At 41.8% G+C, this 12913-nt stretch carries 15 protein-coding genes and 2 tRNA genes; 12 read left to right on the top strand and 5 right to left on the bottom strand.

Going from position 1 to position 12913, the window contains the following annotated elements:
- The 3 genes from GX348_11230 (at position 1) to GX348_11220 (ending at position 3619) form a co-directional block, all read left to right on the top strand.
- Positions 1-1356 carry an MATE family efflux transporter gene (locus GX348_11230; protein ID NLP42731.1) on the top strand — a complete coding sequence of 452 codons (1356 nt, stop codon included), beginning with the start codon at positions 1-3 and terminating at the stop codon, positions 1354-1356.
- 431 nt (positions 1357-1787) lie between these two features.
- The gene (locus GX348_11225; protein ID NLP42730.1) at positions 1788-2690 is read left to right on the top strand and encodes a fumarylacetoacetate hydrolase family protein; all 903 of its coding nucleotides are present in this window, start codon (positions 1788-1790) and stop codon (positions 2688-2690) included.
- 353 nt (positions 2691-3043) lie between these two features.
- Positions 3044-3619 (top strand): DedA family protein, encoded by a 576-nt coding sequence (locus tag GX348_11220; protein ID NLP42729.1) that lies wholly within the window; start codon positions 3044-3046, stop codon positions 3617-3619.
- A 76-nt stretch (positions 3620-3695) separates the two neighbouring features.
- On the opposite strand, the gene GX348_11215 is transcribed toward GX348_11220, so the two are convergent.
- A complete protein-coding gene (locus tag GX348_11215; protein ID NLP42728.1) occupies positions 3696-4103 on the bottom strand; it encodes a hemerythrin domain-containing protein in 408 nt (135 codons plus the stop codon).
- An 83-nt stretch (positions 4104-4186) separates the two neighbouring features.
- Positions 4187-4879, bottom strand: coding sequence for an amino acid racemase (locus GX348_11210; protein NLP42727.1), 693 nt, complete (start codon positions 4877-4879; stop codon positions 4187-4189).
- A 156-nt stretch (positions 4880-5035) separates the two neighbouring features.
- Here GX348_11210 and GX348_11205 point away from each other — a divergent pair, with 156 nt between their 5' ends.
- The 5 genes from GX348_11205 to GX348_11185 all read left to right on the top strand — a co-directional run bounded on the left by GX348_11205 (position 5036) and on the right by GX348_11185 (position 9218).
- Positions 5036-5701: an HD-GYP domain-containing protein gene (locus tag GX348_11205; protein ID NLP42726.1), complete on the top strand. Its 666-nt coding sequence runs from the start codon at positions 5036-5038 to the stop codon at positions 5699-5701.
- Between the two features lie 39 nt (positions 5702-5740).
- Positions 5741-6730 carry a pyridoxal-phosphate dependent enzyme gene (locus tag GX348_11200; protein ID NLP42725.1) on the top strand — a complete coding sequence of 330 codons (990 nt, stop codon included), beginning with the start codon at positions 5741-5743 and terminating at the stop codon, positions 6728-6730.
- A 162-nt stretch (positions 6731-6892) separates the two neighbouring features.
- The gene (locus tag GX348_11195) at positions 6893-7804 is read left to right on the top strand and encodes a hypothetical protein (protein NLP42724.1); all 912 of its coding nucleotides are present in this window, start codon (positions 6893-6895) and stop codon (positions 7802-7804) included.
- On the top strand, positions 7801-8871 hold the full coding sequence (locus tag GX348_11190; GenBank protein ID NLP42723.1) for a hypothetical protein: 1071 nt from the start codon (positions 7801-7803) through the stop codon (positions 8869-8871). The genes GX348_11195 and GX348_11190 overlap by 4 nt, the downstream gene beginning before the upstream one ends.
- A 95-nt stretch (positions 8872-8966) precedes the next feature.
- Positions 8967-9218 (top strand): GlsB/YeaQ/YmgE family stress response membrane protein, encoded by a 252-nt coding sequence (locus GX348_11185; protein NLP42722.1) that lies wholly within the window; start codon positions 8967-8969, stop codon positions 9216-9218.
- A 55-nt stretch (positions 9219-9273) separates the two neighbouring features.
- Here GX348_11185 and GX348_11180 read toward each other — a convergent pair whose 3' ends face one another.
- Positions 9274-9489, bottom strand: a complete 216-nt coding sequence (locus tag GX348_11180; GenBank protein ID NLP42721.1) for a hypothetical protein — start codon at positions 9487-9489, stop codon at positions 9274-9276.
- 121 nt (positions 9490-9610) lie between these two features.
- Between GX348_11180 and GX348_11175 the strand changes: the two genes are divergently transcribed.
- Entirely contained in the window at positions 9611-9832 is a 222-nt protein-coding gene (locus tag GX348_11175) for a hypothetical protein (GenBank protein NLP42720.1), read from the top strand.
- 68 nt (positions 9833-9900) lie between these two features.
- Here the strand turns inward: GX348_11175 and GX348_11170 are convergent, their stop codons facing one another.
- The gene (locus GX348_11170) at positions 9901-10254 is read right to left on the bottom strand and encodes a DUF4870 domain-containing protein (protein NLP42719.1); all 354 of its coding nucleotides are present in this window, start codon (positions 10252-10254) and stop codon (positions 9901-9903) included.
- A 333-nt stretch (positions 10255-10587) separates the two neighbouring features.
- On the opposite strand from GX348_11170, the gene speE reads away from it, so the two are divergent.
- On the top strand, positions 10588-11424 hold the full coding sequence (gene speE / locus GX348_11165) for a polyamine aminopropyltransferase (protein ID NLP42718.1): 837 nt from the start codon (positions 10588-10590) through the stop codon (positions 11422-11424).
- 42 nt (positions 11425-11466) lie between these two features.
- Here the strand turns inward: speE and GX348_11160 are convergent, their stop codons facing one another.
- Entirely contained in the window at positions 11467-12579 is a 1113-nt protein-coding gene (locus GX348_11160; GenBank protein ID NLP42717.1) for an aminopeptidase, read from the bottom strand.
- 127 nt (positions 12580-12706) lie between these two features.
- Between GX348_11160 and GX348_11155 the strand changes: the two genes are divergently transcribed.
- Both GX348_11155 and GX348_11150 read left to right on the top strand, forming a co-directional pair.
- Positions 12707-12782, top strand: a tRNA-Asn gene (locus GX348_11155).
- 5 nt (positions 12783-12787) lie between these two features.
- A tRNA-Glu gene (locus GX348_11150) sits at positions 12788-12862 on the top strand.
- The last annotated feature ends 51 nt before the right edge of the window (positions 12863-12913 follow it).

Raw genomic sequence — 12913 nt, 5'->3', positions numbered from 1 at the left:
ATGGATAATCCTAATGCTCTTGGTGAAAAGAGTATCGGAAGCTTGCTTTGGGAATTTTCACTGCCGGCTGTCACGGGAATGCTAGTAAGTGCCTTATATAATGTTGTCGACAGTATTTTTGTCGGCAACGGCGTAGGAGAATTGGGACTTGCCGCCGTTACAATCGCTTTCCCGGTTATGTTGGTTCTAATGGCTTTTGGTATGTTAGTCGGCATTGGAGCCACTGCGCAAATCTCCATATCTATTGGTCAGCGAAAAAAAGCGCAGGCCGAGAAGATTTTGGGAAATGCCTTTTCCCTATCGCTTATTATTGCGATAACGTTGACAACAGTTGTGCTGCTATTTTTGGACCCCATTTTAATTTTATTAGGAGCGGAGCAGGCTGTTTTACCATATGCCAGAGAGTTCACGAGAATAATTATCGGCGGTAGTATCTTCTCATTTGTGGGCTTTGGTTTAAATAATATAATCCGAGCCGAGGGCAGCCCTAAGACAGCAATGGCTACAATGTTAATATCGGCAATCCTGAATATTATATTAAATCCGCTGTTTATTTTCGGCCTTAACATGGGCATCGGCGGCTCGGCACTGGCTACAGTAATTTCACAGGCTGTTGCTGCAATATGGGTACTAGCATATTTTATCGGCCCGCGGCGCGGCTATCTCAAATTGCGCTGGTCAAACCTTAAGCTGGATATGGAGATTATCCACACAATTTTTGCAATTGGCTTGTCATCCTTCTTTATGCAGGTAGCCGCCAGTATTGTTGCCGTTCTGTATAATTTTAGTCTTATTAATTATGGCGGTGATATTGCAGTTGCAGCAATGGGAGTTGTAAATAGGGTTTCAGTGTTTATGCTTATGCCGATTTTTGGGATTAGCCAAGGTGTTCAGCCAATTATTGGCTATAACTATGGCGCGGGCAATTACGACAGGGTAATCGAGGCTTTAAAAAAAGCGACAATTGCAGCCACTATGTTTGCGTTCTCGGGCTTTATAATAGTCGAATTATTTAATGCTCAAATAATAGCTATATTTAATCAGAATCAACAGTTAATTGAGATTGGGTCAAACGGTATGAGGGTATTCTTAGCAATGATGCCGATAGTTGGACTTCAGATAGTTGGCTCAACCTACTTTCAGGCAGTTGGCAAAGCCAGACAATCCTTGTTGCTTAGTTTATCACGCCAGGTGCTTTTCCTAATTCCGTTGATAGTCATCTTACCGAGAATGTGGGGACTAAGCGGAATATGGCTAGCCAGCCCGATTGCTGACTTAACCTCAACAGTACTCACAGCAATGCTGTTATTTCGTGAGATACGGGATAACCTTTCGCCAATCGGGAGTCGGGCCTGACAGCCTGGAACATTTTTGCTTCTATCATTTTAAGCAGACATTAAATGCCGCGTTGATTTTCAACGCGGCATTTTTACATAACAAAAGGGAGAGCCGTTTCCGATCTGCTCTCCCTTCTGTCCACCTTTATCCACCCTTTGCCTCTGCTATAGCGTACCATAGCAGTCCCCATAACCAGAATACAACATTTTATGGTAAAGCGCAAGGGTAATAAACGGATTTTTACAAGCTAAGTTAATATAAAAATAAAAGCTGTTGGGCTTTTAGCATATGGGACAGGAAGGAAGAGTTATGTTTAATTTTGTGCTATTGCAGGAATTTCCAGTACGTTGCAGTATTGAATTAATAAAACTGCTAATGAAGGCGTTATTTATTAATTTTCTAAACTTAGCATAAGGCGTGAGGCTTGAAGGAACAGAGGAGGTAATAAAATGAGATTTGTTACTTACCAGGAAAAAGATGTAGACCACGTAGGCTTGTTAACGAAAAATGGCAATGAAATAATTCCGGTTACCGAGGCCGAAAAATGCCTTCTAGGAACATCGATAATTCCGGATACTATGCTAGCGATTATTAATGAAGAAGAACGGGTGCTGCCCGTTATCAAGCGACTGCTAGAAAAGTTTGAAACTAATCCTTGTGCAACCTTAAAAATAAATGATGTCAAGTTACTTGCGCCAATTCCCCGCCCGACAAAAAACATTTTCTGCGTAGGCCTGAATTATCGCGATCATATTAAAGAAACAGCTAAAGCTATAGAGTCCAATGCTCCTAAGTTTCCGGTATTATTCTCTAAGGCTCCTACCGCTGTAACAGGGCCGGACAGCGTTGTTAAAAGCTTTCCGGAGATTGTATCACAGCTGGATTATGAAGTCGAGCTTGGTGTAATTATCGGTAAAAAAGGTCTGGGAATTAAAAAAGCGGCAGCCTATGAGCATGTCTTTGGCTATACTATAATCAATGATGTATCGGCGCGCGATTTGCAATTTCGGCATGGTCAATGGTTATTGGGCAAGAGCTGTGATACCTTTGCCCCAATGGGACCATGTATTGTCCATAAATCTGTCTTATCTAATCCGGAGAAACTTGATATCAAATGCAAAATAAACGGAGAAGTCAGACAAAGCAGTAACACTCAGAATATGATTTTTGATATTCCTACTATTATAGAGACTATTTCATCGGCAACTATCCTGGAACCTGGCGATATTATTGCCACAGGCACTCCATCCGGGGTGGGCCTTGGTTTTAATCCGCCTAAGTACCTTAAGTCAGGGGACGTAATGGAGCTAGAAATAGCCGAGATCGGAGTCCTTAGAAATACTATTGAGTGATAATGCCGGACTTATTCCCATCAGCTAATATTGCCTTGGTTAATATCGAGTTTTCTACTGATGACAGTGCAGTTGCCATACATATACGAGGAGAGCGGGCCATGTCAAGCGGTCGTAGGTTATATTGACAATTTCAAATTATTAGGCTAAACTATTAATGATTCCTAAAGGGGAGTAGCAAGTAAGGGCAGAGTCAACAATCCTGGTAGAAATACTTGGTTCTGCCGTTGGTAGACTTAGGTGTTGACCAATTTGCGAGACCTTTAGTATGATTTGTCATACTAAGGTCTCGTTTTGTTTTATTAGGGCATATAGATTATTTAGGTAACCATGGCAGTAAGGAGGTTTGGTTTTTGGAACAAATCGTTGATTTGCTTGGACAGTATGGTTTGATTGGCCTGATAATTATTTCTTTTACCGAGTCATTTATATCTCCGATACTGCCTGATATATTGCTTATTCCAATGGCGCTAGCTGAGCCTGAAAAGGCGATATATTACTCTGCGGTTGCAACAGGGGCTTCTATTTTAGGAGGTCTTGTTGGCTACTTAGCCGGAAGGCGCTTTGGACTCCCTATAATACAGAAATTTGTACCGCAAAAACATGTCGACAGAATCCAGCATTGGGTGACTAACTACGGGGTCTGGGCCATATTATTAGCATCGTTAGCGCCAATTCCTTTTAAATTTGTCAGCATTAGTGCCGGAGTTTTTAGACTGAACATGACCTTATTTCTATTTGCAGCAACGTTAGGCCGGGCTAAACGATTTTTACTCGAAGGAGTACTTATTTATTATTATGGTCTGTATGCGATGGAGCTACTGAAAGAATTTTCAGATACCACACTAATTGCGACCGGCGTAATCGCAGTTATAATATGGATTGCCGTAAAAAGAAAACGGAATAAAGTTAAAGTACGGGAAAACTAATGCAAAGGCCGTCTAAAAGCAGCAACGCTTTTTAGACGGCCTTTTGCTAAATAAATCAGTAGTTAGACAAATAAATTTAAAGCAGCGGATATAACTCGGTGTTCTCTTTTTCAATCCGCGTTGCCAATGCTGCTGCTACTAGCTTAGTTTGCTGCAAAAAGCTAGCCGGATTGGCGCTTATCTCCCTGGCATTCATGTACTTTGTCTTATACGAATCAAAGGTTTTGGCTAAGTCACCCATTTCATCGGCAAATTGACGGCTTAGGCTTTGAACTTTTGGATTGGCATGGTTTAGCAAAGCCGGATATACAAATTTATCTTCAGTCGTCATATGAATTTTTATTTTGCCGGCTAACTGACCAAGTAATAACGATGTTGAAAATGCATTAGCTTCGATTTGCTGGGAAGTAGTAAAGGCGTTTATTTTACCGATTAGCTCTAAAATTTCGTTGTGCTGCCGAAGCAAGTTTTTCACATCAGCCATGTTATCATCTCCTAGTAATTTTTGTTTTTACTATATCCTATTTACTGGGACATGACTGTGTTTCATATCACACATAGCTAATGTTATCTAGCCTCCAAAGCTTTGGCAACTGCTGCTTTGGCCAGCAAGAGAGTCGAATCAAAGGTTTGGTAATCTCCCTTGAGGTAGGGAAAGAGGAGGGGAACCTCGGTGCAGCCGCCAATAAAAGCTTTAACGCCTGCGGCAGCGTACTTGTCAAGCAATTGGGAAAATTGGTTATGCTGGCCGATTTGGCCGGCTTTGACTTGAATGATAGCTTGGTCAACAATAGTCTGGTCGGACTCTTCAGGGACAAGGAGCTCCATACCCTGGGCCGAAAAAGCATCCTGATACATTTTTGTTTTCACTGTTCCGTCAGTTGCCAACAGCATTATTCTTCCGGATAGATCATGATGCTCAGCTTTAATCTGAGTCGCAGCGTTTTGGATTATATGTAATAGCGGAACTTTAACGGCTGCTTGAATTTCTCCATGCCAGTAATGCGCTGTATTACAGGGCATAATTATAAATGTTGCGCCGGCATTTTCTAAAAGTTTGGCAGATTCAAGCAGATGGGTGAGCGGACTTTCCGTTCCCCGTAAAATTGCATCGGCCCGTGAAGGTATTTGAGGATGATTGTCAATTATTATTCTTATATGCTCCTGATCACAATTTGCGGGGGTGAGTTGAATGATTTTGGTGAATAAATCAGCTGTTGCCATTGGGCCCATACCGCCGAGAATTCCGATAATAGCCATAATTTCTCCCTCCATATATTAAATTTCACACAAATTATAAGTAACTGCTCTCTTGATAATTATAACATTACCAACTCAAAGCGAACAATCAAAGAGAGTCTGAGCACTGAATATATCAAGCAGGATTTTCATGCAAGGTGCAGAACAAAACACAATATGAGCGAATCGGACAGCAATTTATATATGATAGGTGAAAATGTGAATAACAACGAAGTTCCGCAGCAGCTGATAATAGAAAAGGTAAATATGGATGCGATTGATGGATTTTGCCGGGAAATTTATTACTGCGATCCCTATACTGCGATGCATGCCGAACATGTGGCCGATTTGATGGCCGGCCTTGCCACACAGATGTCGATGTCGGCCGAGGAAATAAATCTTGCATATGTAGTCGGAGTTGTTCATGATGTCGGTAAAATCAAAACACCCGAAGCTATACTCACCAAGCCAGCTAGGTTAACTGATGAGGAATATAAAATTATGAAACGTCATTCGATTGACGGGGCAGAGATGCTATCAGCAATTGCCGGTACCGAACCAATTGTGCCGGTAATGCGTCATCACCATGAACGTTATGACGGAAAAGGCTACCCGGATGGGCTTATAGGCAAGGAAATTCCGCTGTTGAGCAGAATGCTGGCAATTTGTGATTCTTTTGACGCAATGACAACCCATCGCTGTTATAAAAGTCCGATGACTTTGCCAGAGAGTTTAATAGAGATAAAGAAATGCGCCGGTTCACAGTTTGACCCTGAGATATGTCAGGCCTTTTTTGAGTTCATTCGTGAAAGATTTGGGTTTGAATTAGATACAGAAACATAGACTATCATATGAACTTTAAATCTGACAGGGGGATTGGTTATGCAGTTTTATTGCTCAACATGCGACAAAAGCTATCCTATTGCCGGTCTGGAATACCGCTGTAAGTGCGGCGGCCTGTTCAAACTCAAAAAGAACAAAGGCGAAGAAGTACCTAAACTTGTTTCATTAGGCGAAGTTACGACGCCGCTGTTAAAGCGGAACTTAAATAATATGGATTTATATCTTAAACTTGACTATATGATGCCGACCGGATCCTACAAAGATCGCGGCGCTTTTACTCTTATCAATAAGCTTAAGGAACTGGGAATAACCGAAGTTGTTGAGGATTCTTCAGGTAATGCCGGAGCTGCCATTGCTGGTTATTGTGCGGCCGCCGGAATCAAGTGCAATATTTATCTGCCGGAAAGTACATCGGCAGGTAAAATAAAGCAGGCTACAGCCTATAAAGCAACTGTTGTTAAAGTTCCCGGCACGCGTGATGATACAGCCAAAGCCATTAAGAAAGCGGCTGAGACTACATATTATGCCTCACATGTATACAATCCGTTGTTCTTTGAAGGTACCAGGTCAATGGCCTATGAACTATATGAACAGATGGGTATTCCGGATTATGTAGTTATTCCGGCAGGTAATGGCACAATGCTGTTGGGGGCTTATATCGGTTTCAAAGAATTGGGTAAGCTGCCTAAAATAATTGCAGTACAGAGCGGGAACTGCGATCCTATCTATCGTAAGTTTAAGAATCATCCCGGTCATCAGTATACCGAGATGGCGGCTGAAGGCATTGCTATTCAGGAGCCAATGCGCATTGACGAGATTATTGAGGCCGTTACCGATAGCGGTGGTGACATTATTACTGTGAATGACGATGAAGTTAAGCTTGCGCAGGCAATGCTCGGTGAAATTGGTATTTATGTAGAAGTTACCTCAGGTGCCGCATTGGCAGGCGCGTTCAAATATTTCAAAGATAGTTATAACAGTGAACTGAAGATTGTTGTACCGCTCACCGGTTCAGGACTTAAAAAATAATCGAACCCCTGCAAGGCAGCTTAATTGCACCTTGCAGGGGTTTTATTTTAGCGGGCATTCGGCGTTTCTTTTTTTTCCAGTCATAAAAAGTATGCAGGTTGCAAAATAATAATAGCGTCGTACCTAAGTAGGTGTATAAAAAAAACTAAAGGATGAATGTAGATGGACGTTCATATTGGTATTCCGCAAGGCCTATTGTACCATGAGTTTGGAAGCCTATGGACGGATTTTTTTGCCAAACTAAATGTTCCGGTAAGTCTTTCAGGCGAGACAACCAGAAAGATTCTTAACCGTGGTACAGTTCTAGCGGTCGATGAGTCATGTTTGCCGCTAAAGGTGTATTTAGGGCATGTTGATGAGCTGCTAGCCAATTGCACCCATATTTTTGTTCCTCACATCGTTCAATATCATCGTAATTTTCATTTTTGCGCCAAGTTCGCCGGGCTGCCTGATATTGTCAAAAATACTTTTGGATTGAGTGCCGATCAAGTAATTTCTCCTATAATTGAAGACAAAACAGCGGCAAGTCAGTTAAAAGCCGTTTATACGGTTTGCCGGGAGCTTGGGCTGCCGGTTTTTTCGGGGCAAATGGCCTTACGTCAGGCGATAAAATGCTGGCAAATATCTAGGAGCAATATGCCTAAGACAGAGGGGGCTAAGATTGCCCTTATTGGACACAGTTATCTTACTAATGATTCATTTTTTTGCCAGGACATTAAAAAATGTCTTGCTAAGCAAGGCAACAAAGTTGTAACGCCTGACGATATACCGGCAGCATTACTATATAAAGAGGCTGAATTAGCTGACCCGGAAGTGTATTGGCAGTTATCAGCCAAGCTTGCTGGGGCGGCGCGGTATTTTTGCCGACAGACTGATGTTGCCGGCATCATTCTGCTTTCAAGCTTTGGCTGCGGACCGGATTCCCTTATTAATGAATACCTTGAATATCACGTACTGCAAAAATGCGGCAAACCTTTTATAGTTCTCAATATAGACGAACATACTGGCAGTGCCGGCGTTGTTACGCGAATAGAGGCCTTCGGGGATCTGGTGAAATGGAGGTTGAAGAGTTGAGGGTAACTTACCCCCATATGGGGTATTTAACCATACCAGTTTCTAAGATGTTGGAAAGTCTTGGTGTAGAAGTGACTGAGGCCCCCCCGATAACGAAACGAACCCTTGAATTAGGTATTCAACATTCACCGGAGGGAGTATGCCTACCTTATAAAGTTACCTTGGGAAATTTCCTGGAAAGCCTTGAGCATGGTGCTGATACTTTCGTTACCATTTGTGGGGCCGGCAAATGCCGCATGGGTTTTTATAATGTTGTTCAAAAAATAAAACTTGCTGAAAGAATTAAGCATAACTTTTATACAATAAACATCGACTCTTTATATAGCGATATATATGGAGTATTAAGAAAATTAGCGCCGCAGGCAGGACGGTTGGCTATAATTCAGAGCATTGCCCTCGCTTTAAAAAAGTTAAAGGCGCTTGATGCGTTAAATAACGCTAAAAACTTTTATGGATCAAGGACTACCCGCCCCGAAACTATTATTGAAATTTGTAGTCTAGGCTCTAGGCAGCTAGCAGATTGTCAAAGTTTAAGTCAAGTAGAAGACGCCAAAAAAGTCATCATAGGTATGATGGAGGCATCTTGTGACAGTTTGGAAAAGAAGCCGCCTAAGATTGCATTGATAGGTGAATTTTATGTTCTATTAGAACCCTATGTTAATTATGGCATTGAAGATTTTCTAATTAAGCAGGGTATTGAAGTCAAAAAATTTGTCTATACCGGCGACTTTATCTATGCTAATACCATTTTGAAAGCGTTGGGACTACATAAAGAAGAAAAAGCTTATCTTAATAGAGCTCAACCGTATTTGAACTATCATGTCGGCGGCGATGGTTTAAAATCGGTCGGCAGCGCGTTGTGGTGCGCCAAAAATGGTTACGATGGCGTGGTCCATATCTACCCGTTCGGGTGTATGCCAGAAGTTGTTGCCCAATATGCATTAAAAAATATTGCTGCTGACTATAAACTGCCGCTTTTAACGTTAAGTATTGACGAACACACCAGTGATATTGGCATTAATACCAGGATGGAGGCGTTTGCTGACTGCATTAAAAGAAAAACATGATTGCCTCACTTTATACAAGATTTACATACCATACCTTTTCTAGAATAGGAAACACTAAACATACTTTCAGTGGAAAAACAGAGGAGGTATAAAACATGTTTTGGTCAGTCATTGTTGGTTTGGCTGCCGGTTGGATAGCCGCGAGAATGTCGCGCGGTGAAAACTCAATATTTTGGGGAAATATTACCATCGGCTTGATGGGATCATTGGTGGGCGGCTTCTTAGTACGCATGTATGTTACCGGCTGGCCGGGCACGCTTTTGGGGATTGTCGCCAGTATTATCGGCGCAGCTGTAGCATTATTTATTTTGAAAATGATTGCCCATAAAAATAAAGGCCGCTACTAATATATATCAACTGCTTGTTCATATCGACATTTCAGTCGCAGGAATTCTGGATTAATTAATCTGGGGGAATTAGTTTTGCCAGCTGTTGTTCAAGCTTAATTAATCGCTGATTAATTTCTGTCAGTACTAAATGTCCAGAGTTTTTGCTCTGGGCATTTTTTTTCTCCGCTTTTTTTTCCTCTTTTGTACCTAGCTCGAAGATATACAGCTCAAAGGCCGAACGTGCCAAATTAAGCCATAAAAGCAGCCGGACGGCTTCGATTTTTGTCATGTGTATCCCCCGTAAAAAAAGGTTGTTATTATAATATGCCGGTTTAACGAAAAAGGGTTTGTTAAACTACATTAAAATAGGGCATTTTAATTTATGACTAACATGATGGGAGGCCAGGTAAATGACATCAACTGACTTGCTTTTTTTTATCCTACCCTTAGTCACTGGTATTGCGGTATTTTTCAGGTCGGGACATAAGTTTTATAGCACAACGACGGTGCTTTTGACGGGGCTGGTAATGGTTGTCTATTTCACTGATATCAAACCGTTTTGGTTGACAATGCTAGCTTATGTCGCTCTTTGGGCGATTATTTTTATTATTCCGAAACGAAGAGTAAACTAAATTTTATCTCCTGAAAGAACTGCGGTTTTCGGGTTATGAAAAAAACCGCCCTTATAGGCGGCAATCAACTATAATTTATTAATAATCGGTTGAATAAAAGGATAATAGTAAGGTTCACCATTAAGTGATTTGACTGTTGCGATGAGTGAGGTCACTACTAGAACAATCCATAAAATTCCCACAATGGGAATTAGAAGTACTCCGACAATAAGCATACATAAGAAGGAGACAACGGCTGACAGTATGAGGATTGCTACGTGGGCTACTAGGGCTTGTTTAGCATGATGGTTTACAAAAGGATCATTTTTACGTAGCATAAAAATAAGCAATGGGGCGACAATAAAACCAAGTCCGCCTAGCAAGTAGGCAATATGCGCAGTAATGGCAAGAACTTTTTGCTCGCCGCTGACAGCTGCCCTCATGAGCTCACCTCCTAGTATTATTATACAATAATTCTGCGCCGGACTCTAGCTGATTTGCTTTATAAGCTTAATAATTTCCGGGAAATATATTAGGCTGAAACCTTGGGGCTAATAATAACTTATGCATGCTTCTTAGAGTTCATTCTCAAGTCTAATTCTGGATTTTTGCTCGGGGTCAGATGTACTTAAATGTAAAATCTCGACAGCGGTAATTTCAGAAAAATATAACGTATATTAGGGGGGTTAATAAAGTTTCCGTATTAAGTGCTTTTGTTTTGGTAAAATTTATGATAGTATTTTGTGTTGAAGTATAGAATCTTGGAGGATAGTGCAATGGATTTGTGGCTAACTGAATTTCAAACGAAAAATTTGGGCATGTCTGCCCGGATTAAGGAGACATTGTTTGCAGGAAAGTCAGAGTTTCAGGAAATAGGATTAGTCGATTCTTGGGAATTTGGCCGAATGCTGGTTCTTGACGGCGTATTTCAAACGTCGATATTTGACGAGTTCGTGTACCATGAAATGATAGCTCATGTTCCGCTGGTTACGCACCCGAATCCCAAAAACGTGCTGGTAATTGGCGGCGGTGATGGCGGTACAATTCGTGAAGTTGTAAAACACCAAACTGTCGAAATCGCTGAAATGGTTGAAATTGATGGAATGGTAGTTGATGTATGCAAAAAGTTTTTACCTGAAATAAGTACTGCCCTTATCAATAATCACCCTAAATTAAGACTAAAAATCGGTGATGGCATTCAGCATATGAAGGAGGCTGAAAATAAGTACGATGTTATCATCGTTGACTGCTCTGATCCTATCGGCCCTGGCGAAGGTTTATTCAGTCATGCTTTTTATCAGGAGGTTTATAAGGCGCTTAAAGAGGACGGTCTCTTTGTGCAGCAGACAGACTCACCGCTGTATAATCAACCATTAATTAAGCGGCTTCATAAAGATGTTACCTCATTATTCCCGATTGCTCGCACGTACTTAGCCCATATTCCGCTTTATCCAGGCGGCATGCACTGTTTCACAATTGGCTCCAAAAAATACGATCCAGTAAAAGTCGATGCTGCAAAATGCTCCGCTATTGAAGGTACTCGCTATTTTAATGAGGAGATTTTCAAAGGCTGTTTTGCCCTTCCCAATTTCGTAAAAGAGTTTCTTAAATAAGAAGAGATAAGAAAGAGCGCGCCGCGGGCGCGCTCTTCTTATTTACACAAGGTTTTCAGGATTCAGACCATTAAGTTCGGATATTACAAACTTACCGTCTTTGCGGATTAATTTGTCGTCAAACCAGATTTCGCCGCCGCCGTACTCAGGATTCTGAATACAGACCAAATCCCAATGGATCGCCGATTTATTGCCGTTGAAGGCCTCATCGTAGGCGCTGCCCGGCGTGAAGTGGAAGCTCCCTTTAATTTTTTCGTCGAATAGCGTGTCTTTCATGGGAGTGTCGATGTGTGGGTTGACGCCGAGGGCAAATTCGCCGATATAGCGGGCGCCGTCGTCAGTGTCGAAGACTTTATTGATTTTATCGGTATGATTGGCAGTAGCCTTGATAATTTTGCCGTCAGCAAATTCTAAGGAAATGTTTTCGTAAGTAACACCTTGATAGACAGCAGGGGTGTTGTAAGAAATATAACCGTTTACTGAGGTGCGGACGGGGGCGGTGTAGACCTCGCCGTCCGGAATATTCCTAAGGCCGGAGCATTTTACGGCAGGTATGTTTTTTATGGAAAAATTAAGATCAGTTCCCGGGCCGATTATCCTAACTTTATCGGTATTTTGCATGAGCTCAATCAAGGGGTCCATGGCTGCTGCCATTTTAGCATAGTCGAGATTGCAAACCTTAAAATAAAAATCCTCAAAGGCCTCAGTGCTCATATTGGCTAACTGGGCCATCGAGCCATTTGGATAACGCATTACGCACCATTTTGTTTTCGGAACACGAATATCGGTATGGACAGGTTTAAGCCATAGCTGCTGGTACATTTGCATTTGCTCGGCGTTTACATCAGACAATTCACTGATATTTTCACTGGCTCTTATGCCGATATAAGCATCCATATCCTGCATAAGGCTAGCTTCCCATTGGCCCATTAATTTCATTTGTTCCCTAGCAGCGCCACGTAAAAGTGAACGCTGCAGACGGTTGTTCTTGAGTGTTATGAATGGAATTGCGCCTGCCTTGTAAGCCTCGTCAATAAGGGCTTGAGCAAGCGGCAGTGCGTCATCAAACATTTCAATTAAGATTTTTTCGCCCGGCTGCAAATCGGTTGAATAACTGATTAGATTTTGGGCAAGGGTAGTTATCCTGGAATCCATAAACAGAGCGCCTCCTAAGATGGTTTTTACTTAATAGTATATTGGACAGAATCAAAAAAAAACCTACTAAAAAATTAATATTCTACTTGCATTCATCATATTTATATAATATAATATCACTTGTCCTTCCTCGATAGCTCAGTTGGTAGAGCAATCGGCTGTTAACCGATCGGTCGTAGGTTCGAGTCCTACTCGAGGAGCCAAAAGTGGCCCGTTGGTCAAGCGGTTAAGACACCGCCCTTTCACGGCGGTATCAAGGGTTCGATTCCCTTACGGGTCACCATATCATGGGTGATTAGCTCAGCTGGGAGAGCGCCTGCCTTACAAGCAGGAT

The organism is Veillonellaceae bacterium, from assembly GCA_012523975.1.
Taxonomy (GTDB): Bacteria; Bacillota; Negativicutes; order JAAYSF01; family JAAYSF01; genus JAAYSF01.
This window is presented reverse-complemented; position numbering and strand designations above follow the sequence as displayed.

What these genes read in the sequence shown, in the direction of transcription:
- GX348_11230 (NLP42731.1), top strand. Translation starts at nt 1, where the DNA reads ATGGATAATCCTAATGCTCTTGGTGAAAAGAGTATCGGAAGCTTGCTT.
- GX348_11225 (NLP42730.1), top strand. Translation starts at nt 1,788, where the DNA reads ATGAGATTTGTTACTTACCAGGAAAAAGATGTAGACCACGTAGGCTTG.
- GX348_11215 (NLP42728.1), bottom strand. Translation starts at nt 4,103, where the DNA reads ATGGCTGATGTGAAAAACTTGCTTCGGCAGCACAACGAAATTTTAGAG.
- GX348_11210 (NLP42727.1), bottom strand. Translation starts at nt 4,879, where the DNA reads ATGGCTATTATCGGAATTCTCGGCGGTATGGGCCCAATGGCAACAGCT.
- GX348_11205 (NLP42726.1), top strand. Translation starts at nt 5,036, where the DNA reads ATGAGCGAATCGGACAGCAATTTATATATGATAGGTGAAAATGTGAAT.
- GX348_11200 (NLP42725.1), top strand. Translation starts at nt 5,741, where the DNA reads ATGCAGTTTTATTGCTCAACATGCGACAAAAGCTATCCTATTGCCGGT.
- GX348_11195 (NLP42724.1), top strand. Translation starts at nt 6,893, where the DNA reads ATGGACGTTCATATTGGTATTCCGCAAGGCCTATTGTACCATGAGTTT.
- GX348_11185 (NLP42722.1), top strand. Translation starts at nt 8,967, where the DNA reads ATGTTTTGGTCAGTCATTGTTGGTTTGGCTGCCGGTTGGATAGCCGCG.
- GX348_11180 (NLP42721.1), bottom strand. Translation starts at nt 9,489, where the DNA reads ATGACAAAAATCGAAGCCGTCCGGCTGCTTTTATGGCTTAATTTGGCA.
- GX348_11175 (NLP42720.1), top strand. Translation starts at nt 9,611, where the DNA reads ATGACATCAACTGACTTGCTTTTTTTTATCCTACCCTTAGTCACTGGT.
- GX348_11170 (NLP42719.1), bottom strand. Translation starts at nt 10,254, where the DNA reads ATGAGGGCAGCTGTCAGCGGCGAGCAAAAAGTTCTTGCCATTACTGCG.
- speE (NLP42718.1), top strand. Translation starts at nt 10,588, where the DNA reads ATGGATTTGTGGCTAACTGAATTTCAAACGAAAAATTTGGGCATGTCT.
- GX348_11160 (NLP42717.1), bottom strand. Translation starts at nt 12,579, where the DNA reads ATGGATTCCAGGATAACTACCCTTGCCCAAAATCTAATCAGTTATTCA.